Origin of the sequence: Candidatus Rhodobacter oscarellae (genome assembly GCF_001078595.1) — a bacterium.
GTDB classification, from domain to species: domain Bacteria; phylum Pseudomonadota; class Alphaproteobacteria; order Rhodobacterales; family Rhodobacteraceae; genus Rhodobacter_B; species Rhodobacter_B oscarellae.
Window position 1 is genome coordinate 2,230,734 of sequence record NZ_LFTY01000002.1, and the last position, 24,677, is coordinate 2,255,410.

Here is a 24,677-nt window from a genome sequence, read left to right on the forward strand (position 1 = left end):
CGATGCAAGAGCGCTTCTCTCGCGTCGGCGGCGTCCTGAGCTACTTCGCGCGCCATCGCACCGCGGCGAACCTGCTGCTGGTCGTGCTGGTGGTGGCGGGCTTCACCTCTTTCCCGCAGATGCGGGCGCAGTTCTTCCCCGATGTGATCATCGACAACGTGCGCGTGAACGTGGCCTGGGACGGCGCGGGGGCCGAGGACGTGGACCGCGGCATCGTGCAGCCGCTGGAGCAGGCGCTGCTGGCGGTGGAGGGCGTGGAGAGCAGCGAGAGCACCTCGCGCGAGGGCTCCGCCGGGATCGTGCTGGATTTCGAGCCGGGCTGGGACATGGCGCGCGCCGCCGATGACGTGGCCGCCGCGGTGGACGCGGTGACCGACCTGCCCGACGATGCCGAGGACCCGGTGGTGCGCCGCGGCGCCTGGCGGGACCGCGTCACCGACGTGGTCATCACCGGCCCCGTCAGCGCCGACCAGCTGGGGCGCTTTGCCGACGAGTTCGTCACGCGGCTCTTCGTGGCCGGCGTCACCCGCACCACCATCCGCGGCCTGGCCGCGCCGGAGACCGTGATCGAGGTGCCCTCTCTGGCGCTGGTGCGCCACGACATCTCGATGGCCGAGATCGCCGAGGCCATCGCCGCAGAGGCCGAGGCCGACCCCGCGGGCGACGTCACCGGCGCCAATGCTCGCGTGCGCACCGGCGTGGCCAAGCGCAGCGCCGACCAGATCGCGGGCGTGGTGCTGCGCTCGAACGAGGATGGCTCGAAGCTGACTGTGGCGGATATCGCCACCGTCCTGGTGGGCGGCGCGGACCGCGAGCGCGCCTATTTCGTGGGCGAGAACCCCGCGATCTCGGTGCGCGTGGACCGCTCGGACCGGGGCGATGCCATCGACATCCAGGGCCAGGTCGAGGAGGTCGCCGCCGAGCTGCAATCCACCCTGCCCGAGGGCACCACCGTCGAGCTGATCCGCACCCGCGCCGAGGCGATCACCGGGCGCCTGAACATCCTGCTCGATAACGGCCTGCTGGGGCTTGGGCTGGTCGTGGCCTTGCTGTTCTTGTTCCTCAACGCGCGCACCGCCTTCTGGGTCGCGGCGGGCATCCCGGTGGCGATGATCGGGGCGCTGGCCTTCATGTTCCTGGCCGGGCTGACGATCAACATGGTCTCGCTTTTCGCGCTGATCATCACGCTGGGCATCGTGGTGGACGACGCCATCGTGGTGGGCGAGCACGCCGACGCGCGGTACCGCAAATACGGCGAGACCCCGATGCAGGCCGCCGAGAACGCCGCCCAGCGCATGTTCCCGCCGGTCTTCTCGGCCACCATCACCACGATCATCGCCTTCTTCGGGCTGGTGGCCATCGGCGGGCGCTTTGGCGATCTGATCGCCGACATCCCCTTTACCGTGATCGTGGTGCTGATCGCCTCGCTGATCGAGTGCTTCCTGATCCTGCCCAACCACATGGCGCATTCGCTGAAGCATTCCATCAAGGAGCATTGGTACGACGTGCCCTCGCGCGTGGTGAATGCGGGCTTTCGCTGGTTCCGCGAGACCCTATTCAGGCCCTTCATCGCCTGGGTGATCTGGGCGCGCTACCCGACCGTGGCGGCGGCGGTGCTGGTGCTGGCGCTGCAGATGGCGCCCTTCCTGACCGGGGACCTGCAATGGCGCTTTATCAACTTCCCTGAGCGCGGCTCGGTCAGCGGCAACTTCGCCATGGCCCCCGCCGCGACTCGCGAGGACACCCTGGTGATGATGCGCGAGATGCAGCGCGCCACCGAGGCCGTGGCCAAGCGCTATGCCGACGAGAATGACGGCGTCGACATCGTCGACTACGTCATGACCGAGGTCGGCGGCAACACCGGGCGCGGGCTGTCGGGGGTGGAGAACAAAGAGACCTACCAGCTTGGCTCCATCGCCATCGAGCTGATCGACGCCGACCTGCGCCGGGGGTATTCCAGCTTTGCCTTCGTGGCGGATGTGCAGGACGAGGTGCGCCGCACGCCCCTGGTCGAGACCGTCAGCTTCCGCGGCTGGCGCGCCGGGCCGGGGGGCGACGCCATCGACGTGCAGCTCTTTGGCGCCGAGGCGGAGGTGCTGAAGGCCGCCGCGGAGGACCTCAAGACGCAATTGGCGCAATTCCCCGAGGTCTCGGCCCTGGAGGACAGCCTGTCCTACGACAAGCAAGAGCTGATCCTAGAGCTCACCCCCCAGGGGCAGGCCCTTGGCTTTACCATCGACGGGCTGGGCCGCGTGCTGCGCCACCGGCTGAACGGGATCGAGGCCGCCAGCTATCCCGACGGGCCGCGCAGCGCCACCATCCGGGTGGAGATCCCCCCCGGAGAGCTGACCGCCGACTTCCTGGACCGCACCCGCATGCGCACCGGCACCGGCGACTACGTCGCCCTGGCCGATATCGTGAGCGTGCAGAGCAAGGCCGGGTTCTCGACCGTGCGGCGCGAGAACGGGCTGCGCCTGGTCAGCGTGACCGGCGACATCTCTGAGGACGACCCGGCCCGCGCCGCCCTGGTCGCCCAGACCCTTGAGACCCAGATCCTGCCCGACCTGGAGGAGCGCTTTGGCGTCGCCTCGGTGATGAGCGGGCTATCCGAGCAAGAGGACCGCTTTCTCAGCGAGGCGCTCACCGGGTTCCTGCTGTGCCTGCTGGGGATCTACCTGGTCCTGGCCTGGATCTTCTCGAGCTGGACGCGGCCCGTGGTGGTGATGATGATCATCCCCTTCGGCCTGATCGGGGCCTTCTACGGGCATATGCAGCACGGCGTGCCGCTGAGCATGTTCTCGGTGGTCGGGCTGATCGGGATGACCGGCATCATTATCAACGATTCCATCGTGCTGGTGACCACGGTGGATGACCACGCCAGGGATCGCGGGCTGGTGCCCGCCATTGTCGACGGGGTCTGCGACCGCCTGCGCGCCGTTCTGCTGACCACGCTGACCACCGTTCTTGGCCTCGCCCCGCTGCTCTTTGAGCAGTCCCAGCAGGCGCAGTTCCTGAAGCCCACCGTGATCACGCTGGTCTATGGGCTGGGCTTTGGCATGCTTCTGGTGCTGCTGATCGTGCCCGCGGTCATGGCGATGCAGCAGGATTTCGGGCGGCAACTGACCGCGCTGCGGCGCGGCCTGACCGCCGAGCGGCGCGTGCTGCTGCCGCTGAGCGTGGCGACGCTGGGCGTGGCGATCCTATTCGCCACGACGCTTGGGGCCCTGATCGCGAACGGCACCATCGCCGCCATTTGGGCCGCCGTGCTGCCGGCCGGGGCGGCAATGGGCTCTGCCAGCACCGCGCTGCTGCTGTTCGGCGCCAGCGCGATCCTCTGGGTCGGCCTGGCCTTTGTGGTAAGCGCGGCCCTGCTGCCGCGGTTCGCCCGCACGCCTTAGGGCCGCGCCGCCGCTTGAGCCACGCGCGGGCGGCGCGGATGCGCATTCAGCTTCAGCGGTATTTGGGCGGGCGTTTTTGCATATTCGCCATGACGGCCTCGAACTGGTTCGGGCTGCCAATGATTGGCGCCTGCAGCTCGGCCTCGCGCTTGAGACCCTCGCCCGCCGGAAGGGTCCAGGCCTGCTCGACCAGCTCCTTGATGCCCGCCAGCGCCTCGGGCGAGCGCCCCGCCAGCTCCTGCGCAAACGCCCGCGCGCGCTGCAGCGGCGCCTCGGCCAGCTCGGTCACCAGCCCCTCGCCCAGCGCGTCCTCGCCCGAGAACATAGCGGCGGTCATCATCAGCCGCTTGGCGCGATCCGCCGCCATCAGTTTCGGCAGGTTCTGGGTGATGCCCATGTCGGGGATGATGCCCCATTTCGCCTCCATGATCGACAGCCGCGCATCGGCCCGCGCGATCCGGAAATCCGCCGCCAGGGCCAGCTGCAGCCCACCGCCCAGGCACACGCCCTCGATCGCCGCGATCACCGGCACGCTAAGCTCTTGCCAGACATAGCAGGGCTTCTGGGCCCAGTTCGCCCGCTCGCCCGGGTCCGGGTTCAAGAGCCGTTCGCGCATCGCCTCCAGGTTACCCGCCTGCGCCTGCAGGAATTGCAGGTCGATCCCGGCGCAGAAATCGCCGCCCGCGCCGCTGAGGATCACCGCGCGCAGGCCGGGCTCGGATTTGAGCCGCTCGCCGGTGGCGGCGATCTCGGCAAAGAGCGCCTCGGATAGCGCGTTCTTGCGCTCGGGCCGGTTCAGGCACAGCTCGGCGATGCCGTCGGTGATCTCTAGCGTCAGGATGTCGGTCACGTGTGTCGTCCTCTATTTGCGGGCGAATGGTTTCGGGCGGCGCTCCTCGCGGGCCGCGGTGGCGGCCTCTGCGATGCGTGCTGCGCGGGTCTTCTCCGTCTTGGCGGTCTTGATCCACTCCAACGTGCCGCGTTTCACGCTGCGGGGCCAGTCTTCCCACGCGTCACAGGCCGTGCCCAGCGCCGCGGTCAGATCATCGGGGCGCTTCAAGCGCTCCACATCGTCCAGGAATTCCCACATGCCGTTGGCCTGGGCCGCGGCGATCAAGGCCTCTCCGGCGGGGGTCATCACACCAGAGGCGCGCGCCGCCTGCACCTTGCCCTTGTTCACCGCTGACCAGGCCGATTGTGGGTTGCGCGGCGCGATCAGCACGCTGGTGCGGTCGTCATCGACCTTGCGCGTCTGGCTATCGATCCAGCCCCAGCACAAGAGCTCTTCGATCATCGCGCCATAGTCGAGGTAGTAATCGCTGTTCTTCTTGTAGGTGATCAGCCAGACGGACGCCGCTTGGCCGTGATGCGCCGCCAGCCAGGCGCGCAGCCCTGCGCGCGAGCGGACCTCCACCCGTTCAGCACTATCCGCGGCGCGCGGCATGTCCGAAGCTCCTCGCATCTCCCTGCCCAGAGATTATGCCACATCCCGCACAGAGACCATTGGCATATACCCGCCCCGGCGCGTAACCTGCCCGCGAAAGATCGCGGCAACCCCGAGGGCTGACATGACGCTGGATCCGCAAGAGGTCGGCAGCAACGAGCGCGAGACCATCCGGCTCTACGCGCTGGACCTCGACAAGGACGCCGTGCCAGCGTTCACCGCCCCGCGCCAGGCCGCGGCGAATGGCGACCACCCCTGGCCCCTGCAGCGCGCATTGGGTGCCGCCCATCTGGAGCCGGAGCATATCGAGGTCTTCACCGACCAAGACCTGACCGGGCTGGGGCTGGCCGCCTATCTCGAAGAGGGCCAGGGCATCGCCCATGAGGACCTGAACGCCGAGATGCTGGACGCGCAGCAAGGGCATTTCGTGCTGGTCCATGCCGCGGCCTTTGGCGGGCGGGCGCAGCGCCTGGACCCGCAGGCGCCCCTGCGGCTTCTGGGCGCCTACCGGCTTGCCCCGCCGCAGCCGCATATCGACATGGCCGCCGCCGAACCCGCGCCGCTGGAGCGCGCCCTGCCCGACGACATCCCCCCACCACCGCATTCCAGCCGATCCGCGGCCCTGGTGCTTGGCGTTCTGGCCGTGCTCTTGGTGATCGTGCTCGCGCTGCTGATCTGGAGATAGCCCATGCCCGCACCGCAAGACCCCAAGGACCCCCGCAGATCCGGCATGGTGGCCACGCTGGCCCTTGTGTTCCTGTTTGCCTTCACCGGCGTTATCGTCTGGATCTCAGGATAGGCGGCGGAGCGGGTTATGGCCTCGATAGACGGTTGGGACGGCATCCTGGACGAGGGCGAGGAGATCCTGTGGCAGGGGCGACCTGACCCGCGCGTGGTGTTCCGCGGCCGGCACCTGCTAACGGTTACCTTTGGCGCGTTTTTCGCGGGCTTCGCGCTGGTCTGGATGCTCCTGGCCAGCTCGGGGGGCGGGTATTTCTGGACCTTCGGGCTGATCCATTTCACGGTGGGGCTGGGCATCATGGCGGGGCCGATCTTTTGGCCCGCCTGGGCGCGGCGCCACACCTGGTACACGCTCACCGACCGGCGCGCCTTCATCGCCACCGACATCCCGTTCCAGGGCCGCAAGCTGCGCAGCTTTCCCATCGCGGCCAAGACCCGCATCGACTATCAGCAGGGCCCGCCGGACACGATCCACTTCGCCGAGGAGTACCGGCGCACCAAGAACGGCTCGCACCGGGTGGCGATTGGGTTCGAGCGGATCGACAAGGGCGACGAGGTTTACCGCCTGATCCGCGACATCCAGCGCGCGGAGGCGTGAGGCGGCGTGACCGGGCGGGACGATTTCGGCCCTGAGAGCCCCTTGCCAATGGAGGCCCAGGAGGTCTATCGCCTGATCAAGGAAATCGAGGACCGCGACGCATGAGCCTTTTGATCACGAACGCCCGGCTGATCGACCCCGAGGCCGGGACCGAGGAGCTGGGCGATCTGCGCGTCGAGAACGGCCGCATCACGGCGCCGGGGCCCGCCGAGCAGGTCCTGGACGCGGGGGGCAAGTGCCTGGCCCCAGGGATCGTCGACCTTGGCGTGAAGGTCTGCGAGCCCGGTGAGCGCCACAAAGAGAGCTTCCGCACCGCAGGGGCCGCCGCCGCGCGCGGCGGCGTGACCACGATGGTGACGCGCCCAGACACCGATCCGGTGATCGACAGCCCCGAGCAGCTGGAATTCGTGGCCCGCCGCGCGGCGGATGCCGCCCCAGTGCATGTGCTGCCGATGGCGGCCCTGACCAAGGCCCGCGCCGGGCGCGAGATGGTCGAGATCGGGTTCCTGCAGGACGCCGGCGCCGTGGCCTTTACCGATTGCGACGCGGTGGTCACCGACACCAAGGTCTTCACCCGCGCCTTGACCTATGCCCGCTCGCTGCGCGCGCTAGTTGTGGCGCACCCGCAGGAGCCGGGGCTCTCGAGCGGCGCCGCCGCGACGTCGGGCAAATTCGCCTCGCTGCGCGGGCTGCCCGCGGTCTCGCCCATCGCCGAGCGGCTGGGGCTGGAGCGCGATCTTACGCTGGTGGAGATGACCGGCGCGAAATACCACGCCGACAACCTGTCCTGCGCCGCCGCCCTGCCGGCGCTGGAGCGCGCCAAGGCCGCAGGCCTGGACGTCACGGCGGGGGTGAACATCCACCACCTGACGCTGAACGAGTTCGATGTGGGCGACTACCGCACCTTCTTTAAGGTCAAGCCACCGCTGCGCGCCGAGGACGACCGCCTGGCGATGATCGACGCGGTTGGCTCTGGCCTGATCGACGTGATCTCGTCGATGCACACGCCGCAGGACGAGGAATCCAAGCGCCTGCCATTCGAGGTCGCGGCCTCCGGCGCGGTGGCGCTGGAGACGCTGCTGCCCGCGGCGATGCGGCTCTACCATGCGGGGCAGCTGACGCTGCCGCAGCTCTTCAAGGCGATGGCGCTGAACCCCGCGCGGCGGCTGGGGCTAAACGCCGGACGCCTGGCCGAGGGCGCGCCCGCGGACCTGGTGCTGTTCGACCCGGACGCGCCGATTGTGGTGGACCGCTTCAAGCTGGCGTCCAAGTCGAAAAACACCCCCTTTGACGGCGCGCGGATGCAGGGGCGCGTGCTGGGAACTTGGGTGGCTGGGGAACGCGTTTTTGGCTAGTGTTCTTATGAATCGTGTCTGATCATGCGCCCGAATGGGCGTCACCGCAGGGAGTTTTGCCGTGGGCCTACTGATCACTGCCGTTCTGGCCTATCTCTTGGGCTCGATCCCCTTCGGGATCGTCGCCGCCCGCCTCTTCGGGCTGGGCGATCTACGCGCCGTGGGCTCTGGCAATATCGGGGCCACGAACGTCCTGCGCACAGGCAACAAGGCGGCGGCGCTGCTGACCTTGGTGGGCGATGCGGGCAAGGGCGCCGCGGCGGTCCTGCTGGCGCGCTGGCTGGTGGGCGAGAGCGCCGCGGGGCTGGCGGGTTTCTTTGCCATTCTGGGGCACCTCTTTCCGCTGTTTCTGGGGTTTCGCGGCGGCAAGGGCGTGGCGACCTATCTGGGCACGCTCTTGGCGCTGTCGCTTCCGGTCGGGGCGGCGGCCTGCCTGACCTGGCTCGTGGTCGCGGCGCTCATGCGGTTCTCCTCGCTGGCAGCATTGGTGGCCGTCGCGCTGGCGCCGTTCTACACGCTGGCCTTCTACCATTGGCATGGCGCGATCGTGGTGGCGCTGATGTCCGCCTTCGTGATCGTCAAGCACCAAGACAACATCGCGCGGCTACGCGCCGGGACCGAAACAAAGATCGGGGCGAAGTCCTGAGGGGTTTTCTGGCGGCCTTTCATGGGCTGCCAAGAGGCACGTTTTTTGGCACCTTCGACGGTCGGCGCTATGTTGTGAGCAAGCACGCCTTGGCAAAGGGTTCCGCCTGGAAACTTGTCGCCGAGGAGCTTGGCGGCGCGGATTACATCAGCCTGAACCTATACTTGACGCGCGAGCGGGCGCATCTGCGCCCCTGTGAGATGCCACAGGAGAAGGTCGTGCAATTCGTGGAAGGGCTCGTGCCGGGCTGAGGGGATTAGAATTCCACACCGCAAATCGCGGGATCACTCCGGCCCGTCCTACAGCGGACCGGAGCTTAGCTTTTGGTTAGACCAGCGTCTGCTCCACCAGGGCCACATCCGCCAGGGTGATCGCCCCAGCCTGCCCCACGACCCGCATCACCGCGTCCCCGTTCAGCGACACCACCGCGTCGGCGCCATCGTCGTCCACGGTCACAGTCGGACCGACAACCACCGCCGGGTCGTAGTAGATCAGGAGCGCATCGTCCGCGGCGACGAAATCCAGCACCGAGGCCGGGGCGCCGGGATCCACCCAGGTCCCGCCGATGAAGCTGTCGGCGCCAGCGCCGCCCGTGACCGCATCGCCCGAGCCCATGACCATCGTATCATCGCCCTGCCCGCCAAACATCGCGTCTCCAGTGTCAAAATCGGTTTGGTAGAAGCCCAGCGGGTCGAAATCACCACCCACCACGCCGTTCACGTAGTCATTGCCAGACGCGCCGCGCAGGGTATCGGCGTCAAGGCCGCCGGCGATCGTGTCTTGCCCGGCCTCACCGAACAGGCTGTCCTCGCCGTCGCCGCCCGCAATGAAGTCGTCATTGCCGCGGCCAAAGATCCGGTCATCGCCCTGGTTGCCAAACAGGCGGTCCTCGCCAAAGCCGCCGTTTATGCTATCATTCCCCTCGCCCCCAGAGATCTGGTCAGGGCCGTCACCACCCAAAAGCGTATCGTTTCCGTCCTGACCAGCAAGCGTGTCCACGCCGATACCGCCATCGGCAAAATCATTGCCAGCCGCGCCAATCAGGCTGTCGGCGCCAACGCCGCCCAACAACGTATCGTCGCCAGGCCCGCCGTCAACGGTGTCGTCACCCAAGCCGCCCGAGGCTTGATCGTTGCCCGCATTGCCAGCAACAAGGTCGTTGCCCGCACCGCCATCGAGTGTGTCGTCGTCGGCCCCGCCCGAAAGGTCGTCATTGCCGCCGCCGCCGAGGATGCTGTCAAAGCCCGCGGCGCCTGTCAGCGTATCATCGCCAGAATTGCCCAGCAGATTGTCATCGCCCAGCGCCCCGAACAGATCGTCGTTTCCGCCCGCGCCTTGGAGTGTGTCGTCGCCCTCTAGGCCATTGATTGCATCATCGGCACCGGTGCCGACAAGACTGTCATCACCCTCCGTTGGGGTGCCGGATTCGCCGTCGGTTGCGCCACCGCCACCTCCGCTATCGTCATCCGAGAGTGCGTCCAGTCCGAATCCCAACAAAAGCAGCCCCAAGAGCCCCAGCAAGCCAACCATATTCTTTCCCCAGCTTAAAAATCAGTTACCCCGAAAACCAAGTGAAACAATAACACTTTTGCGCCACCTAGCTAACACATTTAGGACAAACCTATGGATTCTGGAGTGAGGGCGCCAGGATTTTTGCGCATTGGATCGGCCAGCGAAACAATCGCTAAGTTTTTGTTCTATTGGCGCGAATCAATAGCTGAATTCCGAATAAATCTTGGACAGGTCACCCGCCCAGTCCCGCTCGTACTTCTGCAGGAGCTCGTCCGAAGGCGATTGTCCTTCCGCCAGGCTTTCATCCAATGCGTGTAGAAAATGCCGCTCGTCCGGGACCATGCCACCCAGCCCGGGCTTGGCCCGATTCTGCAGCCCCTCGCGCGAGATTTCCACGACCTCCTTGGCCAGATCCAGCATCTTGATCCCGCCGACTTCGGCCGCCAGACCCTCGGCGGCGGCGGCAACGCGCATCGCGTCGCGGGTCTCGGCGTCCCAGCCCTTGGCCAGGTCCCAGGCCGCGTCCAGCGCCGTCTGGTCATAGCACAGCCCCACCCAGAACGCGGGCAGCGCGCAGAGCCTGCGCCAGGGCCCGCCATCGGCGCCGCGCATCTCGATGAACTTCTTCACCCGCGCCTCGGGGAAGAGCGTCGTCAGGTGGTCCGCCCAGTCGCTGAGCGTCGGCGTCTCGCCCGGCAAGGCGGGCAGCTCGCCCTTCAGGAAGTCCCGAAAGGACATGCCCAGCGCGTCGATATACTTGCCGTCGCGGTAGACGAAATACATTGGCACATCGAGCGCGTATTGCACCCAGGATTCGAACCCGAACCCGTCCTCGAAGATGAACGGCACCATGCCGGTGCGCGCGTCGTCCAGGTTCTGCCAGACCCAGCCGCGCCAGGATTTCTGCCCGTTCACCTTGCCCTCGAAGAAGGGCGAGTTGCCAAAGAGCGCGTTCGCCACCGGCTGCAGCGCCACGGCCACGCGCATCTTCTGCACCATGTCCGCCTCGGTGGAGAAATCGAGGTTCACCTGCACCGTGCAGGTGCGCCGCATCATGATGCGCCCCGCGGTGCCCACCTTGCCCATGTAGCTGTCCATCAGCTTGTAGCGCCCCTTGGGCATCAGCGGCATCTGCTCATGGGTCCATTCGGGTGCGGCGCCCAGCCCGATCCAGCGCACGCCGATATCGTCAGAGACCTCCTGGACCTCGCGCAGATGGGTGTTCACCTCGTCGCAGGTCTGGTGGATGGTCTCCAGGGGCGCGCCCGAAAGCTCGAGCTGCCCGCCGGGCTCCAGCGAAACATTCGCGCCGTCCTTGGTGAGCCCGATGATGCTGCCGCCCTCTTCCACAGGCGCCCAGTCGAACCGGTCCCGCAGCCCCTCCAGCACCGCCCGGATAGAGCGCTCGCCCTCATAGGGCAGCGGCAGATGCGTGTCCGCGCAATAGCCGAACTTCTCGTGCTCGGTCCCAATGCGCCAGTCCTCCTTGGGCTTGCAGCCGTCCGCGAGGTATTCAGCGAGTTGTTCGTGCCGCTCGATCGGGCCGCCACCGGATTGGGGAATGGACATCTGCCTGACGGCCTCCTGGCTGGGTTTCTTATGTTGAGTGCCTCCGCGTCTGGGGAGTGTCAAGCAACGGCGTGAGGATTCTCACGCGCCGGTGATGCGCCGCCTTGACCGCCGCGGGGAACGCGCCGAGACTGCCGCGACACCACCAAGGGGGAGCGCGCAAGATGCTGTGCCGCATCGGAGAGGTCGAGGTCTGGCGCATCCTTGAGATGAACGGCCCCTTTTTTCCGCCCGACGAGCTGTTTTCCAACGCCGGCCCGGACCTGGCAAAGGTGATCTCCGCGCTGGACCCGCATACCATATGCCCGCGGACCGGCGCGCTGATCCTGCCGGTCCAGGGCTTCCTTCTGCGCACGCCGCACCATCTGGTGCTGGTCGACGCCTGCGTGGGCAACCACAAGACGGTGCCCAGCCCGGACTTCTGGCACATGCGCGACAGCGACCGCTTCCTGCAGGCGCTGGCCGCGGCCGGGGCCGCGCCCGAGGACGTGGATTATGTCATGTGCACCCATCTGCACAGCGACCATATCGGCTGGAACACGCGCCTGCTGGATGGCCGCTGGGTGCCCACCTTCCGCAACGCCAAGTACCTGATGCCCGGCGTCGATATTGCCGAAATGGCCGAGCGCGCCCCGCCGCAATACGCCGAGAGCATCCACCCGGTGATCGAGGCCGGCCAGGCCGAGCATGTCGAGGCCGGGCACCGATTGGGCGACGAGCTAACCCTGATCCCCACCCCGGGTCACACCGACGGGCATGTCTCGGTCCTAGTCGAAAGCGGCCCCGCCCGCGCCGTCATCACCGGCGATGCCCTGCATTGCACCGCGCAGTGCTGGCACCCGGAGTGGCACTTCAGGTATGACGCTGAGCCGGATCGCGCGGTGACCTCGCGCCGCGCGCTTCTTGGCAGGGCCGCCAGCGAAGACCTGCGCGTTCTGGGCAGCCATATGACGCTGCCCTCCATCGGCCGGGTCCGCGCCAAGGGCGACGCTTTCGAATGGCGCCCCGATGGGGACGTCTAAGCCCCGCCGAAACGCGCCGAGCCGGTCACGCGCGCATCGGAAATCTATGATTCAGCTTTCGAACCGAACGCTGTAGGGTCGCAGGCATGACGCAGGACCAAATCATCCTCTTCGCGCTCTTCGGCGCCGTCTTCGGCCTGCTGCTTTGGGGGCGGTTCCGCTATGACCTGGTGGCCTTCTCTGCGCTTATGGCCGGGGTCGTTCTGGGCGTGGTGCCCACCAAGGACGCCTTTAGCGGCTTCGGCCACCCCGCGACCCTGGTGGTGGCGCTGGTGCTGGTGGTCTCGGCGGGTCTGGTGCGCTCGGGGGCGGTGTTCCTGATCACGCGCACCCTGGTGGACAGCACGCGCGGGCTGGGCGCGCATATCGCCATCATGGGCGGGATCGGCGGCGTGCTCAGCGCGTTTATGAACAACGTGGCCGCGCTGGCGCTGCTGATGCCGGTGGACATGCAGACCGCCAAGAAGGCGGGCCGCGCGCCGGGGCTGACCCTGATGCCCTTGAGCTTTGCCACCATCCTGGGCGGCATGGTCACCCTGATCGGCACCCCGCCCAACATCATCATCGCCGCGATCCGCGAAGAGAGCCTGGGCGCGCCGTTCAAGATGTTCGACTTCGCGCCGGTGGGCGGCGTGGCGGCGATTGCCGGGCTGTTGTTTGTGGCGCTGATCGGCTGGCGGCTGATCCCGCAGCAGGACGCGGGCGGCGAGCCAGGCGACGGGGCGGAATATGTCTCGGAGCTGACCGTGCCCGAGGGGTCGAAGCACATCGGCCAGCGGCTGGAGGACCTCTATGAGCTGGCCGAGAAGAACGACGTGGCCATCGTGGGCCTTGTGCGCGACGGCAAGCGGCTCTTTGGGATGCAGCGGCGCGGCGAGATCGCGGCGCAGGACGCGCTGGTGATCCAGGCCGAGCCGCAGGCGCTGGACGAGTTCCGCGCCGCCCTGTCGCTAGACTTCGCCGAGGCGAAACGCGAGGAGCGGCTGCGCGCCGCGGGGGCCGGGCTGACGCAGATCGAGGTCGTGGTGCCCGAGACCGCCCGCATCGCCGGCAAGACCGCGGCCAGCGTGGGGCTGAACTGGCGCCAGGGCGCGGCCCTGATGGGCATCCGCCGCGCCAACGGGCGCATCCGGCGGCAGGTGCGGCGCACCGAGGTGCGCCCCGGTGACATCCTCTTGCTGCTGGTGCCCCAGGGGCACGAGGCCGACGTGACCGAGTGGCTGGGCTGCCTGCCCCTGGCCGAGCGCGGGTTGGCGGTGACCCAGGACGACAAGGTCTGGCTGGGCATCGGGATGTTCGCCGCGGCCGTGATCGCGGCCTCGCTGGGCTGGCTCTATTTGCCGGTGGCGCTGGGGCTGGTGGCGGTGGGCTTTGTGCTGACGCGCATCCTGCCGATCCAAGAGATCTACGACCATATCGAGTGGCCCGTGGTGGTGCTGCTGGGCTCGATGATCCCGCTCGGGGCGGCGCTGGAGCAGTCCGGCGGCACCGAGCTGATCGCCGGCGCGCTGGTGGGCTTCACCCAAGGGCTGCCCGCCTGGGCGATCCTGACCGTGCTGATGGTGGTGACCATGACGCTGTCGGACGTGCTCAACAACACCGCCACGACCATCGTCGCCGCGCCGGTGGGCATCCAGATGGCGCAGTCACTGGGGGTGAACCCCGACCCGTTCCTGATGGCGGTGGCGGTGGCGGCGAGCTGCGCCTTCCTGACGCCGATCGGGCACAAGAACAACACGCTGATCCTGGGGCCGGGCGGCTACCGGTTCGGGGATTACTGGCGCACCGGGCTGCCGCTGGAGGTGATCATCGTGGCGGTCTCGATCCCGGCGATCCTGGTGTTCTGGCCGCTTTAGGCGGGGCCGCTCAGGCCAGCCCGAGCGAGGGCGCGAGGAGCTACAGCTTTATGTTGCTCGGCTCCCGCAGGCCGAAGCGCGCGCAGAGCGCGATCACCCCGATGCTCACACCCAGCCAGAGCACGCCCCAGAACGTCGCGCTGCCAAAGAACGCCTCGCCCAGCATGAACGCGTCCGAGCGCAGATGCGCGCGCGCGATGGTGTCCGAGATGATGTCGCGCGGCACATAGATCAGGCTGGTGAGCCCGATCAGCCGCAGCGCCATATCGCTTGCCGCATTCGGCAGGCCCCAGGCCAGCGCGATCAGCGCCAGCCCCGTGCCCGCGCAGAACCCAAAGGCGAACCACTCGCGGATATAGAGGATCGCGATGCCCAGCATCGCCACCCCCAGCCCCGCCACAATCGCCTTATCGGCGCGGCTCCAGAGCCCCGCCAGCAAGAGCCCCGCCCCGATGCATAACGAGCCCAGATAGCCCGCCGTCAGGATCAGGAACCGGCTGCCCCCGCGCGTCACCGCCAGTCCGCCCTGGTCCGCCGAGACCGTCAGCAAAACGATCTCGCCGCCCGTCAGCACCGCCGCCAGCCCATGCGCCACCTCATGGAAGAGCACCACCAGGATCTTCAGGGGCAGCAGAACTGGCGTGTTCCACAGCAGCAGAACCAGCGCCAAAAGCGCCAGCAACTGCCAATGCCCGCGCAGCCAGGTCACGCCTGCCGCCGCGGCTGCACCAGGAACAGCCCCACAAACATCACCACAAGCGCCAGCCAGACCCAGCCGGAGTAGCGCTCGGCCAGGATCAGCATCGCCCAGACCACGCCGAACCCCGTCACCAGATAGGCCACCTGTGCCGCGAACACCGCCCCGGCCCGCGTCACCAGCCAGAAGTAGATCGCATAGACCATGGCGTGGATCGCGGAGGTGGCCATCAGCGCGAAATCCGGAGCGCCCCAGGGCGGGCGCGGGTCCACCCAGCTCCCGGTCAGCAGCGCCAGGGGCAGCGCGATCCCCGCGCCAATGATCGACGCGCCGCATAAAAGCTGCACGGGATCCAGGTCCGGCAGCCCGTATTTGGACAGAAAATTCCCCTCAAACCCATAAAACGCGGGCGCCACCAGCGCCAAGGGGATGAAGACCACCATGGCGCGCTCTGGCAGGCTCGCCTGCGGCCCGATCAGCAGCGCCACGCCGATGAGCCCGCAGACCAGGCCGAGGAGCTTGAACCAATCGAACCGGTCGGTGCCCATCAAAAGCGCGATGGGGAAGGCGAACATCGGCACCATCGCGATGCAGATCGACAGGATGCCCGCGGGCAAAAAGCGCGCCGCCTCATAGCTGGCCGAGTTCGGCAGCAGCGTCCCGATCAGCGCGATGACGACATAGAAGCCTAGGTGCCGCCGCCGCCAGGGCAGCGGGCGCCGCAGCACCGCCAAGAGCCCGCCCAGCAGGACCACCGCGATCACGAACTGCCAAAAGATCAGCCCGAAATGCCGGTAGCCCTCGCTGACCGTGATCTTGGTGAGCGGCACCGTCAGCCCCCAGGCCGCGCCGCAGAACAGCAGGACCGCCAGGAGGGTCGCGCGGCTGGTCATCGCCTAGGGCGCCGCCTCGGCGAGGCGGCCACCGACCCGCACAGCCACCGCCCGGGTGGCCTTGCCGCTCTTGTCGTCGGTCTCCACGTAGAGCCCGCTCAGCGTCGCCTCGCCCTCCGCCGGGGTGAAGCGCCCGCCGGACATGCCGGTGATGAACCGCCGCATCGGCTCGGCTTTGTCCATGCCGATCACCGAGTTGAAGTCGCAGCACATGCCCGCATCCGACTGGTAGGCCGTGCCGCCGGGCAGCACCATCGCGTCGGCGGTGGGCACGTGGGTATGCGTGCCGACCGCCACGCTGGCCTTGCCATCGCACCAATGCCCCATGGCCATCTTCTCGGACGTCGCCTCGCAATGGACATCCACCAGCGAGGCCGCCACTTGCCCGCCCAACGGGTGCTTTTTGAGGATCGGCTCCACCGCCGAGAAGGGATCGTCAAAGGGCCGCTTCATGAAGACCTGGCCCAGCACCTGCGTCACAAGCACCTTGCGCCCGCGGGTGGCCTCGAACACCCTTGCGCCCTGCCCCGGCGCGCCCTTGGCGAAGTTCAGCGGGCGGATCACGCGCGGCTCGGTCTCGATGAACTGCAGCATGTCGCGCTGGTCAAAGGCGTGGTCGCCCAAGGTCAGCACATCGGCGCCCGCCTCCAGCAGGATCTTGGCATGCGCCGCCGAGAGCCCCGCGCCATTGGTGGCGTTCTCGCCGTTCACCACGACAAAATCCAGCCGCCAATCCTCGCGCAGCCCCTTCAGACGGGAACGGATCGCCTCGCGGCCGGACCGGCCCACCACATCGCCCAGGAACAGAATTCTCATAAGCGCAGGGGCTTAGGCGGTTGCGAGCATACGGGCAAGTCAAATCAAGTTGCGGTGCGCAATTGCCGGGGCGCAACCCGGGCGGCGGCCGACCTGGAGGTCGCCTGCGCGACAGGTCTGTGTTGCGAGAGATTTCTTAGAACGCCTGCGTTCCAATGGGTTGCGACGTGGCAAAAGCGGCCTCCTGGGGGAGGTCGGCCGCTGCCCGAGGCAAGCTCGGGCGGTTCCTCTGCGTGGGTTCCGTCGCGTCTGGTGTCGGCAAGCGTTGTCAGGCCGCTGCGCTTTAGGCTCAAAGTCAGCTCCAAGCCAATACCGTCCTTAGGCCAGCCCCTTGAGATACTCCACCACCGCCGGGCGCACCGACATCTCCCCCGCCTCGCGGGCGGTCTCGATGGCGGCGCGGGCGTCGATCAGATTCACCCGGCGCAGCAGGTGCTTGACCGGCCCAATAGAGGCCGGGCGCATCGACAGCGCGCGCAGCCCCATGGCGGCAAAGCACATCGCCTCTAGCGGCCGCCCGGCATCCTCGCCGCAGAAGCTGACCGGGGTGTTGGTTGCGTCGCAGCGGGCCACGATGCGCTCGATCAGCGTCAAGAAACTTACATTCAGCGTGTCGTAGCGCCGCCGCACCCGCTCGTTCTCGCGGTCGGCGGCAAAGAAGAACTGCTTGAGGTCATTGCCGCCGATCGAGATGAAATCCGCCAGCTCGAAGAATTTCCAGGGCGCGAAGGCCAGCGAGGGCGTCTCGAGCATGGCGCCGATCTCGACGCGCTCGGGCAGCACATGGCCCAGCGCCGCCTCGCGGTCGATCTCGCGCAGCACCTGGTCGCGGCCTTCGGTGAACTCGTCCAGCTGCGCCACAAAGGGGAACATCACCGTCAGCGGGCGCCCGTTCGCGGCCCGGATCAACGCCTGCAGCTGCATGCGCATCACGCCCGGCTTATCAAGACCCACCCGGATCGCGCGCCAGCCCATCGCCGGGTTCGGCTCGTCATTGGGCTTCATATAGGGCAGCACCTTGTCGGACCCGATGTCCAGCGTGCGGAACTGCACGCGCCGGCCATCGGCGGCGTCCAGCACGCGCTCGTAGATCGCCTTCAGCTCGGAGCGCTTCGGCATCTGGTTACGGACCAGGAACTGCAATTCGGTCCGGAACAGGCCCACGCCCTCGGCGCCCGAGCTTTTCAGCGACGGCAGGTCCGCCATCAGCCCAGCGTTCATATGCATCGCCACGACGCTGCCATCCAGTGTCTCCGCCAGCTGCCCGCGCAGCCCGGCATAGCGCAGCTGCGCCTGCGCCTGCATCGCCATCTTGTCGCGGAATGCCGTTACGACGTTCTCGTCGGCGCGCAGATGCACCACGCCCTGCTCGCCATCCACCAGGATGTGATCGCCATTCAGCGCCTCGGTCGAGATCCCCTCGGCATGCACCACCAGCGGGATCGCCAGCGCGCGGGCGACAATGGCGGCGTGGCTGCCCACCGAGCCCTCGTCCAGCACAATCCCCTTCAGCTTGCGGCCATAATCCAAGAGCTCACCCGGGCCGATATTCTTGGCCACCAGGATCGGGTCGACGGGCATCTCGGCCCCGGTCTCGTTGCCCTGGCCGCTGAGGATGCGCAGCAGCCGATTCGACAGATCATCCAGGTCATGCAGCCGCTCGCGCAGATATGCGTCGGGCACCGATTCCAGGCGCGTGCGCGCCGCGGTTTGTTCCTTCTCGACCGCGGCCTCGGCCGAGAGCCCGCTGGCGATGCTGCCCTGCATCCGCTTCATCCAGCTGCGGGAGTTGGCGAACATCCGGTAGGCCTCGATCACATCGCGCTGGTCGGTATCCGCCGGGCGCACCCGGCTGAGCATGCGGTCCACGCCATAGCGCAGCTGGTCCACGGCCTCGGTCAGGCGCTCGGCCTCGGCCACCGGGTCGTCGGCGACCGGGTTGGTGACCACAACGCGCGGCTCGTGCAGCCAGACATGGCCCTCTGCGGTGCCCTCCTGGCCCATGGTGCCGCGGAACAGCTCGGCGCGCTGGTGCGGCGCCGACAGGGTACCGCCTTCGCCCACGAAGGCGCCCAGCTCGGCCATCTCGGCCAGCACCATGGCCACGACCTCTAACGCGTAGACCTCGTCGTCGGAATATTGCCGCTTGTCCTTGGACTGCACGACCAACACGCCCAGACGCTCGCCCAGGCGCTGGATCGGCAGCCCCAGGAAGGCGCTAAAGATCTCCTCGCCGGTCTCCGGCATGTAGCGGAAGCCCTTGGTCGAGGGCGCGTCCTCGGTGTTCACCGGGCGGGCGGTCTTGGCGACGCGGCCGACCAGCCCCTCGCCCAAGCGCATCCGCGTTTGGTGCACCGATTCCGGGTTCAGGCCCTCCGTGGCGCAAAGCTCCAGCGTCTCGGCGTCCCGGAACAGATAGATCGAGCACACATCCGTGCTCATGCTCTCGGCGATCAGGCTGGTAATATGGTCAAGCCGCGCCTGCGCCGGGCCTTCCTCGGCCAGCGTGTCCCGCAAACGGCCCAAAAGCTTGCGGCTGTCGCTTTCCTGTCGCTCGGTCATGTACAGCATCCCCAGACCCTTGCGTCCGCCATGTTAGATCACATGCGCCGCGGGTAAGGAATGCCCTAATCTCATCTAATGAGGTCTTGTTTCGCCACGGCAACCGCCCCGCGCAGCCCCATTTCGGCGCGCAAAGCAGCGGTTTTAGCACAAATCCGCAGCAGTGCAGGCAAAAAACACCGCCGAGGCACCGAATTAATTTTGTGTGTTAAGACTTTTATGACAATTTTACGACAATACTTTGAGAAGGAGGATTAAATGCTCCCGAATATTGTACGAGCAGCAGTTTTGATCGCGCTTTGGGCGCTGCCGGCGGCCTCGCTGGCCGCGACCGACTTGCCGGAAACCGCCGCATCCCGCATCCATGCCAAGACCTGCTCGCATTTTGCGAACCGCGCCAGGTTCCAACCGCGCAGCCCCTCGGCGACACTAGAGGTCCTGCTGGCGGAAAGCTGCGCGCAGGCCTATCGCAGCCTGTACCACCAGCTGGACACCAGCCCGTATGAGGCGCGCCATGCCGCCGACTACCTGGACCGGATGACCGCGTTCAAGGCCACGGTCATCTCCATCAACATGGATCGGATGTTCGGCACCACCCGGACGCGCCGGACGCAGCTCAAAGTGCCGCTGGGCGGCACAGCGGGCGAGGCCTCCAAAACGCACCCGGTCACCACGGCGGGCGAGTACCTTATCGCCCGGCAGATGGGAGTGATCGGCGCCTATCGCGCCTGGGCGGATGTCGTTGATTTCGAGCTGGCGCAGGATTAACCGGGCCGCTCGATCCGCCCTAACGGGCGTCCTCGCCGCGAAGACGCCCAGAGCCGGTCCCCCGCTCGGAAGGCGGATGAGCGTTATGCGTTAAAGAGGAAGTTCAGAACGTCGCCGTCCTTGACCAAGTAAGTCTTGCCCTCGGCGCGCATCTTGCCCGCATCCTTGGCGCCCTGCTCGCCGTTCAGCGCGATGTAGTCGTCATAGGCGATGGTCTCGGCGCGGATAAACCCGCGCTCGAAATCGCCATGGATCACGCCTGCGGCCTGGGGTGCCAGCGTGCCCGCGCGGATCGTCCAGGCGCGTGCCTCTTTGGGGCCGGCGGTGAAATAGGTCTGCAGCTGCAGGAGCTCGTACCCGGCGCGGATCAGCCGATCCAAGCCGGCCTCCTCTAGGCCCATCTCTTCCAGGAACATCTCGGCCTCGTCGGCGTCGAGCTGGCTGATCTCTTCCTCGATCTTGGCGGAGATCACCACCGATGCGGCGCCCTGGGCGGCGGCCATCTCGGCCACGGCGGCGGAATGCGCGTTGCCTTCGGCGGCCTCGTCCTCGGCCACGTTGCAGACATAGAGCACGGGCTTGGTGGTCAAAAGCTGCAGACCGTTCCAGGCCTTCATATCGTCGTCGGCGACCTCGACATTGCGCGCGGGCTGGCCGTTCTCCAAAGCTTCAACGGCGGCCTTGAGCAGCCGCTCCTGCAGCACCGCCTCTTTGTCGCCGCCGCGCACTTTGCGGACGATGTTCTGCAGGCGCTTCTCGATGCTCTCCAGATCCGCCAGCATCAGCTCGGTCTCGATGGTCTCGGCATCCGCCACCGGGTCCACGCGGCCCTCCACATGGGTCACGTCGCCGTCCTCAAAGCAGCGCAGCACATGGGCGATGGCATCCACCTCGCGGATGTTGGCCAGGAACTGGTTGCCCAGCCCCTCGCCCTTGCTGGCGCCCTTCACCAGGCCCGCGATGTCCACAAAGGTCATGCGCGCCGGGACCACCTGCTTGGAGGCGTTGATCCCCGCCAGCTTGTCCAGCCGGGCGTCCGGCACGGCGACCTCGCCCACATTGGGCTCGATCGTGCAGAAGGGGAAGTTCGCCGCCTGCGCCGCCGCCGTGCGTGTCAGCGCGTTGAAAAGCGTCGACTTGCCCACATTCGGCAGCCCAACGATGCCGGTCTTAAAGCCCATGATGCGTGTCTCCAGAGTGTCGGCGCGCTTCTAGGGGCTGCGGGCGCAGGGCGCAAGCCGTGCGATGGTCTGGCGGTGCTGTTACGGAGCGTTCGCGGCGCTCACCGCGACAAGATCCGGGTCAGTTGGATGGTGAGTCTCCAGAAAAGCGCTTAGCCGCGTGGAACCGCCCCGTGCCAGATGTCCGCCACGCAGCGGTTCTCATCCGGCAGGCTCGACCAGCTGTCACGCCCGTCAAAGCGGCGCAGTGGAATTTGGGCCACCTCCTCTTGCTCGGCCAGACGCAGGTTGACCGCCAGGCGGTATCCGCCCTCCGCGGGCAGTTCGGCGGGCTGCCAGGAATGCGGCACGCCGCATGTCGGACAGGTGTGGAAGGCCAGATCGCCACCCGCGTCGGTTCGGACATAGCCGCGCGTTTCGCCGTCGATGAAGACCTGCTCGCCCAGGTTGCCGTAGATCCAGATCGCGCCATAGCGCCGGCAGGCCCCGCAATTGCAAACCGTCGCCTGATCGGGCGCGCCGTCATAGCGCCAGCCGACCTGTCCGCACAGGCATGTCCCCTTTAACATCGCCCCGCCCTCTCTTTGGCTTGAACTCGCGCGCCATATGGCCCATGGGATTGCCACGATAGGAGGGCCCATGACACGCATTGACGATACATTCTCGCGACTGAAGGACAACGGCAAAAAGGCCTTTGTGTCTTATGTCATGGCGGGCGACCCGGACTATGACACCGCCCTGGAGGTGGTCAAAGGCCTGCCCGCGGCGGGCGTGGACATCATCGAGCTTGGCCTGCCCTTCACCGACCCGATGGCGGATGGCCCGACGATCCAGCTGGCCGGGCAGCGCGCGCTCGAGGCGGGCATGACCTTGCAAAAGACCCTGGATATGGCCGCCGAGTTCCGCAAGGGCGACGACACCACGCCCATCGTGCTGATGGGCTACTACAACCCGATCTATTCCCGCGGGGTCGAGCAGTTCCTGGCCGACGCCAAGGCCGCGGGCATCGACGGGCTGATCGTGGTGGACCTGCCGCCGGAGGAGGATGACGAGCTCTGCATTCCCGCGCAGGCCGCCGGGCTGAACTTCATCCGCCTGGCCACGCCCACCACCGATGACAAGCGCCTGCCCAAGGTGCTGCAGAACACGTCCGGGTTCGTCTATTACGTCTCGATCACCGGGATCACCGGCGCGGCGAATGCCGAGGCCGGGGACGTGGGCCCCGAGGTGGCGCGGATCAAGGCCGCCACCGACCTGCCGGTGATCGTGGGCTTCGGGATCAAGACGCCGGAGCGGTCAGAGGCCATTGCGAGGGTCGCTGACGGGGCGGTCGTGGGCTCGGCCATCGTCGAGAAGATCGGCGCGGGCGAGAGCCCCGCTGATGTGCTGGCCTTCGTGAAATCGCTTGCGGATGGGGCGCATCGGGCCTGAGCCCGCCGGGAGACCAAACGCTCGTTGGTTCTGGGCTGGTGTGATCATTAGAAACCCGCCCCGGGCTTGACCTGGGGCCTCTACGGTGACGCTCGCGCAACTTGGGCTGCGACCGACCTGGAGGTCGCTTGCGCATCAGGCCAATCAATCACATCATCTCTGGAAATCGAAACGTTTCAACTAGATGCGCGGTTGCAAATGCGGCCTCCTGGGGGAGGTCGGCCGCAGCCCGAGGCAAGCTCGGGCGGTCGCTCTATGTGAGCCCCGTTTCATCTGGTGTCGGCAATCGTCGCTGAGGCGTTGCGCATGTTGGCAACGACCACTCCAGGCCACAATCCGACATGCTCCTGCACCAAACCCAGGCGTAATCCGTCGACCCAAAGCCCTGCGCGCACCGCAACATTGAAAGCGCCTCGTTCCCAGCCCTTGCCACTGAAGGCCTCGCCCAAAAGCCGCATCGGATTGCAATTTCCGATCCGGGCTGCTCATCTGGGCCACAAGGGAGAGACCAATGACAGACCACGCCACCGACCTGCTAGAGGCATATGACAGCGGCGGGCAGTTGCCCCCATTCGCGCAGGCGTATGGCGTAGACCTCGCGCAGGCCAACACCATCGTCGCCCAGATTTCAGCGCGGCGGCAGGCGCGCGGCGAGCGCATCGTGGGCCGCAAGATCGGCTTCACCAACCGCTCCATCTGGGAGCTCTATAACGTCGACGCGCCGATGTGGGCACCGATGTATGACACCACCGTGGCGGCGCTGCCCGCGGACGGTGTGGTGACGCTCCCCAAGCTGGCCGAGCCGCGCATCGAGCCCGAGATCGCCTTTTGCTTTTCCGCAAGCCCCGCGCCCGGCATGACCGTGGCCGAGATCGCGGGCTGCGTGGAATGGATTGCGCACGGGTTTGAGATCGTCACCTCGCCCTTCCCCAATTGGACGTTCTCCTTGCCCGACTGCACCGCGGCGCAGTCCCTGCACGGGTGCTTCTGGTACGGGCCGCCGCGGTCCATGCCTGCCGATCCGGGCACGCTGGAGCGGTTCTCGATGACCCTGCATGGGCCGCGCGGCACGCTGCATGGCCACGCCACAGACGTGCTCGACGGGCCGCTGCACGCCGTGCGCTTCCTAATGGGCGAGCTCGCCAACCAGCCCGGTGCCACGCCCATTGCGCCGGGCGAGATCGTCACCACCGGCACGCTGACCGACGCGGGCCCTGTGGCGCCGGGAGAGACCTGGCAGACAGAACTGGCGGGCATCGACCTGCCAGGCGCGACCATCCATGTCGCGCAATGAGCGCACCGATTGCCTATATCGACCGCACCCGCGCCTATTACCAAGCCCTGGGCTACGGCGCGCCATACGACTGGGCGCATTTCCGGGACGTGCCCTTCGCGCGGTTGGGAAAGCCGCTCGCCGAGGCCAGGATCGCGGTGGTCACTACCGCCGCCCCGTTCAAACCGGGCGCGGGGAATCAAGGACCGGGAGCGGCCTATAACGCGCAGGCCAAGTTCTACGAGGTCTACGCGGTGGCGGCGGAGCCAATCCCGGACCTGCGCATCAGCCACGTGGCCATCGACCGCGACCACACAAGCGCCGAGGATCCCGGCACCTGGCTGCCGCTGCGGGCCCTGCGGTCGGAGCACAGCAATGCCGCGCCGCTGGTCTACGGCCTACCAACGAACCGCTCGCATCGGCAGAGCCAGGCCGATGCCGAGGTGCTTTGTGATCTCATGACAGGCGGCGGCGTTGACGCCGCGATCCTGGTGCCGAACTGCCCGGTCTGCCACCAGTCGGTGTGCTTTGCCGCACGCGCGCTCGAGAGCGCCGGGATCGCCACGGTCATCATGGGCTGCGCGCGCGATATCGTAGAGCATGCAGGCGCGCCGCGGTTTTTGTTCTCGGACTTCCCGTTGGGCAACGCGGCAGGGCGGCCCGGCGACCCCGACAGCCAGCTAAAGACGATGCGACTGGCGCTAAGGCTTTTGGTCGAAGCGGAGGCGCCGCGCACCACCTGGGTCTCGCCGCTGCGCTGGCCCGGGCCGCCGGACTGGCGCGAGGACTATTCGAACCCCGCCCGGCTGAGTCCAGAGGAGATCGCGGCGCGGCGCGCCGCCTTCGACCAGGGCAAAGCGCAGGCCAAGGCGCTACGCGGCAACGCCTCCGCTGTGAAATAACTTGCACCCTTCC

Annotated in this window: 22 protein-coding genes; 12 read left to right on the forward strand and 10 right to left on the reverse strand. The window is 67.2% G+C overall.

The window, feature by feature from the left end; all coding sequences use genetic code 11:
- The first annotated feature begins 2 nt into the window (after window positions 1-2).
- Window positions 3-3,398 (forward strand): efflux RND transporter permease subunit, encoded by a 3,396-nt coding sequence (locus AIOL_RS15495; RefSeq protein ID WP_049643816.1) that lies wholly within the window; start codon window positions 3-5, stop codon window positions 3,396-3,398.
- 52 nt (window positions 3,399-3,450) lie between these two features.
- Here the strand turns inward: AIOL_RS15495 and AIOL_RS15500 are convergent, their stop codons facing one another.
- Both AIOL_RS15500 and AIOL_RS15505 read right to left on the reverse strand, forming a co-directional pair.
- On the reverse strand, window positions 3,451-4,248 hold the full coding sequence (locus AIOL_RS15500; RefSeq protein ID WP_049643817.1) for a crotonase/enoyl-CoA hydratase family protein: 798 nt from the start codon (window positions 4,246-4,248) through the stop codon (window positions 3,451-3,453).
- A 12-nt stretch (window positions 4,249-4,260) separates the two neighbouring features.
- Window positions 4,261-4,842, reverse strand: coding sequence for a YdeI/OmpD-associated family protein (locus tag AIOL_RS15505; protein WP_049643818.1), 582 nt, complete (start codon window positions 4,840-4,842; stop codon window positions 4,261-4,263).
- 124 nt (window positions 4,843-4,966) lie between these two features.
- Here AIOL_RS15505 and AIOL_RS15510 point away from each other — a divergent pair, with 124 nt between their 5' ends.
- The 5 genes from AIOL_RS15510 (at window position 4,967) to AIOL_RS15530 (ending at window position 8,433) form a co-directional block, all read left to right on the forward strand.
- The gene (locus AIOL_RS15510; protein WP_049643819.1) at window positions 4,967-5,527 is read left to right on the forward strand and encodes a hypothetical protein; all 561 of its coding nucleotides are present in this window, start codon (window positions 4,967-4,969) and stop codon (window positions 5,525-5,527) included.
- A 129-nt stretch (window positions 5,528-5,656) separates the two neighbouring features.
- Window positions 5,657-6,181 carry a hypothetical protein gene (locus tag AIOL_RS15515; protein ID WP_049643820.1) on the forward strand — a complete coding sequence of 175 codons (525 nt, stop codon included), beginning with the start codon at window positions 5,657-5,659 and terminating at the stop codon, window positions 6,179-6,181.
- A 101-nt stretch (window positions 6,182-6,282) separates the two neighbouring features.
- Complete coding sequence (pyrC, locus tag AIOL_RS15520) at window positions 6,283-7,536, forward strand: dihydroorotase (protein WP_049643821.1); 1,254 nt, start codon at window positions 6,283-6,285, stop codon at window positions 7,534-7,536.
- A 34-nt stretch (window positions 7,537-7,570) separates the two neighbouring features.
- On the forward strand, window positions 7,571-8,182 hold the full coding sequence (gene plsY / locus AIOL_RS15525) for a glycerol-3-phosphate 1-O-acyltransferase PlsY (protein ID WP_049643822.1): 612 nt from the start codon (window positions 7,571-7,573) through the stop codon (window positions 8,180-8,182).
- 74 nt (window positions 8,183-8,256) lie between these two features.
- The gene (locus AIOL_RS15530; RefSeq protein ID WP_326973127.1) at window positions 8,257-8,433 is read left to right on the forward strand and encodes a hypothetical protein; all 177 of its coding nucleotides are present in this window, start codon (window positions 8,257-8,259) and stop codon (window positions 8,431-8,433) included.
- A 76-nt stretch (window positions 8,434-8,509) separates the two neighbouring features.
- Here the strand turns inward: AIOL_RS15530 and AIOL_RS15535 are convergent, their stop codons facing one another.
- Together AIOL_RS15535 and AIOL_RS15540 are read right to left on the reverse strand one after the other, a co-directional pair.
- Window positions 8,510-9,712 (reverse strand): calcium-binding protein, encoded by a 1,203-nt coding sequence (locus tag AIOL_RS15535; RefSeq protein WP_049643823.1) that lies wholly within the window; start codon window positions 9,710-9,712, stop codon window positions 8,510-8,512.
- 180 nt (window positions 9,713-9,892) lie between these two features.
- Window positions 9,893-11,263, reverse strand: a complete 1,371-nt coding sequence (locus AIOL_RS15540; protein ID WP_049643824.1) for a glutamate--cysteine ligase — start codon at window positions 11,261-11,263, stop codon at window positions 9,893-9,895.
- 164 nt (window positions 11,264-11,427) lie between these two features.
- Between AIOL_RS15540 and AIOL_RS15545 the strand changes: the two genes are divergently transcribed.
- Both AIOL_RS15545 and AIOL_RS15550 read left to right on the forward strand, forming a co-directional pair.
- Complete coding sequence (locus tag AIOL_RS15545; RefSeq protein ID WP_049643825.1) at window positions 11,428-12,285, forward strand: MBL fold metallo-hydrolase; 858 nt, start codon at window positions 11,428-11,430, stop codon at window positions 12,283-12,285.
- An 86-nt stretch (window positions 12,286-12,371) separates the two neighbouring features.
- Complete coding sequence (locus AIOL_RS15550; RefSeq protein ID WP_049643826.1) at window positions 12,372-14,141, forward strand: SLC13 family permease; 1,770 nt, start codon at window positions 12,372-12,374, stop codon at window positions 14,139-14,141.
- A gap of 40 nt (window positions 14,142-14,181) precedes the next feature.
- On the opposite strand, the gene AIOL_RS15555 is transcribed toward AIOL_RS15550, so the two are convergent.
- The 4 genes from AIOL_RS15555 to ptsP form a co-directional block, all read right to left on the reverse strand.
- Entirely contained in the window at window positions 14,182-14,850 is a 669-nt protein-coding gene (locus AIOL_RS15555) for a M50 family metallopeptidase (protein ID WP_049643827.1), read from the reverse strand.
- On the reverse strand, window positions 14,847-15,731 hold the full coding sequence (locus tag AIOL_RS15560; protein WP_049643828.1) for a DMT family transporter: 885 nt from the start codon (window positions 15,729-15,731) through the stop codon (window positions 14,847-14,849). The genes AIOL_RS15555 and AIOL_RS15560 overlap by 4 nt, the downstream gene beginning before the upstream one ends.
- A gap of 3 nt (window positions 15,732-15,734) precedes the next feature.
- Window positions 15,735-16,547 carry a TIGR00282 family metallophosphoesterase gene (locus AIOL_RS15565; protein ID WP_049643829.1) on the reverse strand — a complete coding sequence of 271 codons (813 nt, stop codon included), beginning with the start codon at window positions 16,545-16,547 and terminating at the stop codon, window positions 15,735-15,737.
- A gap of 318 nt (window positions 16,548-16,865) precedes the next feature.
- The gene (gene ptsP / locus AIOL_RS15570; RefSeq protein WP_049645484.1) at window positions 16,866-19,109 is read right to left on the reverse strand and encodes a phosphoenolpyruvate--protein phosphotransferase; all 2,244 of its coding nucleotides are present in this window, start codon (window positions 19,107-19,109) and stop codon (window positions 16,866-16,868) included.
- Between the two features lie 258 nt (window positions 19,110-19,367).
- Between ptsP and AIOL_RS15575 the strand changes: the two genes are divergently transcribed.
- Window positions 19,368-19,877 carry a hypothetical protein gene (locus tag AIOL_RS15575; protein WP_152912551.1) on the forward strand — a complete coding sequence of 170 codons (510 nt, stop codon included), beginning with the start codon at window positions 19,368-19,370 and terminating at the stop codon, window positions 19,875-19,877.
- A gap of 83 nt (window positions 19,878-19,960) precedes the next feature.
- Here the strand turns inward: AIOL_RS15575 and ychF are convergent, their stop codons facing one another.
- Together ychF and AIOL_RS15585 are read right to left on the reverse strand one after the other, a co-directional pair.
- A complete protein-coding gene (gene ychF / locus AIOL_RS15580; RefSeq protein WP_049643831.1) occupies window positions 19,961-21,058 on the reverse strand; it encodes a redox-regulated ATPase YchF in 1,098 nt (365 codons plus the stop codon).
- A 152-nt stretch (window positions 21,059-21,210) separates the two neighbouring features.
- Window positions 21,211-21,627 (reverse strand): GFA family protein, encoded by a 417-nt coding sequence (locus tag AIOL_RS15585; RefSeq protein WP_049643832.1) that lies wholly within the window; start codon window positions 21,625-21,627, stop codon window positions 21,211-21,213.
- A 70-nt stretch (window positions 21,628-21,697) separates the two neighbouring features.
- On the opposite strand from AIOL_RS15585, the gene trpA reads away from it, so the two are divergent.
- The 3 genes from trpA to AIOL_RS15605 all read left to right on the forward strand — a co-directional run bounded on the left by trpA (window position 21,698) and on the right by AIOL_RS15605 (window position 24,664).
- A complete protein-coding gene (gene trpA, locus AIOL_RS15590) occupies window positions 21,698-22,489 on the forward strand; it encodes a tryptophan synthase subunit alpha (RefSeq protein ID WP_049643833.1) in 792 nt (263 codons plus the stop codon).
- A 511-nt stretch (window positions 22,490-23,000) separates the two neighbouring features.
- The gene (locus AIOL_RS15600) at window positions 23,001-23,783 is read left to right on the forward strand and encodes a 2-keto-4-pentenoate hydratase (RefSeq protein WP_049643835.1); all 783 of its coding nucleotides are present in this window, start codon (window positions 23,001-23,003) and stop codon (window positions 23,781-23,783) included.
- Window positions 23,780-24,664, forward strand: a complete 885-nt coding sequence (locus AIOL_RS15605; RefSeq protein ID WP_049643836.1) for a glycine reductase — start codon at window positions 23,780-23,782, stop codon at window positions 24,662-24,664. The genes AIOL_RS15600 and AIOL_RS15605 overlap by 4 nt, the downstream gene beginning before the upstream one ends.
- The last annotated feature ends 13 nt before the right edge of the window (window positions 24,665-24,677 follow it).

Coding starts and splice junctions, on each gene's coding strand:
- AIOL_RS15495 (WP_049643816.1), top strand. CDS start 3: ATGCAAGAGCGCTTCTCTCGCGTCGGCGGCGTCCTGAGCTACTTCGCG.
- AIOL_RS15505 (WP_049643818.1), bottom strand. CDS start 4,842: ATGCCGCGCGCCGCGGATAGTGCTGAACGGGTGGAGGTCCGCTCGCGC.
- AIOL_RS15510 (WP_049643819.1), top strand. CDS start 4,967: ATGACGCTGGATCCGCAAGAGGTCGGCAGCAACGAGCGCGAGACCATC.
- AIOL_RS15515 (WP_049643820.1), top strand. CDS start 5,657: ATGGCCTCGATAGACGGTTGGGACGGCATCCTGGACGAGGGCGAGGAG.
- pyrC (WP_049643821.1), top strand. CDS start 6,283: ATGAGCCTTTTGATCACGAACGCCCGGCTGATCGACCCCGAGGCCGGG.
- plsY (WP_049643822.1), top strand. CDS start 7,571: ATGGGCGTCACCGCAGGGAGTTTTGCCGTGGGCCTACTGATCACTGCC.
- AIOL_RS15535 (WP_049643823.1), bottom strand. CDS start 9,712: ATGGTTGGCTTGCTGGGGCTCTTGGGGCTGCTTTTGTTGGGATTCGGA.
- AIOL_RS15540 (WP_049643824.1), bottom strand. CDS start 11,263: ATGTCCATTCCCCAATCCGGTGGCGGCCCGATCGAGCGGCACGAACAA.
- AIOL_RS15545 (WP_049643825.1), top strand. CDS start 11,428: ATGCTGTGCCGCATCGGAGAGGTCGAGGTCTGGCGCATCCTTGAGATG.
- AIOL_RS15550 (WP_049643826.1), top strand. CDS start 12,372: ATGACGCAGGACCAAATCATCCTCTTCGCGCTCTTCGGCGCCGTCTTC.
- AIOL_RS15560 (WP_049643828.1), bottom strand. CDS start 15,731: ATGACCAGCCGCGCGACCCTCCTGGCGGTCCTGCTGTTCTGCGGCGCG.
- AIOL_RS15565 (WP_049643829.1), bottom strand. CDS start 16,547: ATGAGAATTCTGTTCCTGGGCGATGTGGTGGGCCGGTCCGGCCGCGAG.
- ptsP (WP_049645484.1), bottom strand. CDS start 19,109: ATGACCGAGCGACAGGAAAGCGACAGCCGCAAGCTTTTGGGCCGTTTG.
- AIOL_RS15575 (WP_152912551.1), top strand. CDS start 19,368: ATGCTCCCGAATATTGTACGAGCAGCAGTTTTGATCGCGCTTTGGGCG.
- ychF (WP_049643831.1), bottom strand. CDS start 21,058: ATGGGCTTTAAGACCGGCATCGTTGGGCTGCCGAATGTGGGCAAGTCG.
- AIOL_RS15585 (WP_049643832.1), bottom strand. CDS start 21,627: ATGTTAAAGGGGACATGCCTGTGCGGACAGGTCGGCTGGCGCTATGAC.
- trpA (WP_049643833.1), top strand. CDS start 21,698: ATGACACGCATTGACGATACATTCTCGCGACTGAAGGACAACGGCAAA.
- AIOL_RS15600 (WP_049643835.1), top strand. CDS start 23,001: ATGACAGACCACGCCACCGACCTGCTAGAGGCATATGACAGCGGCGGG.
- AIOL_RS15605 (WP_049643836.1), top strand. CDS start 23,780: ATGAGCGCACCGATTGCCTATATCGACCGCACCCGCGCCTATTACCAA.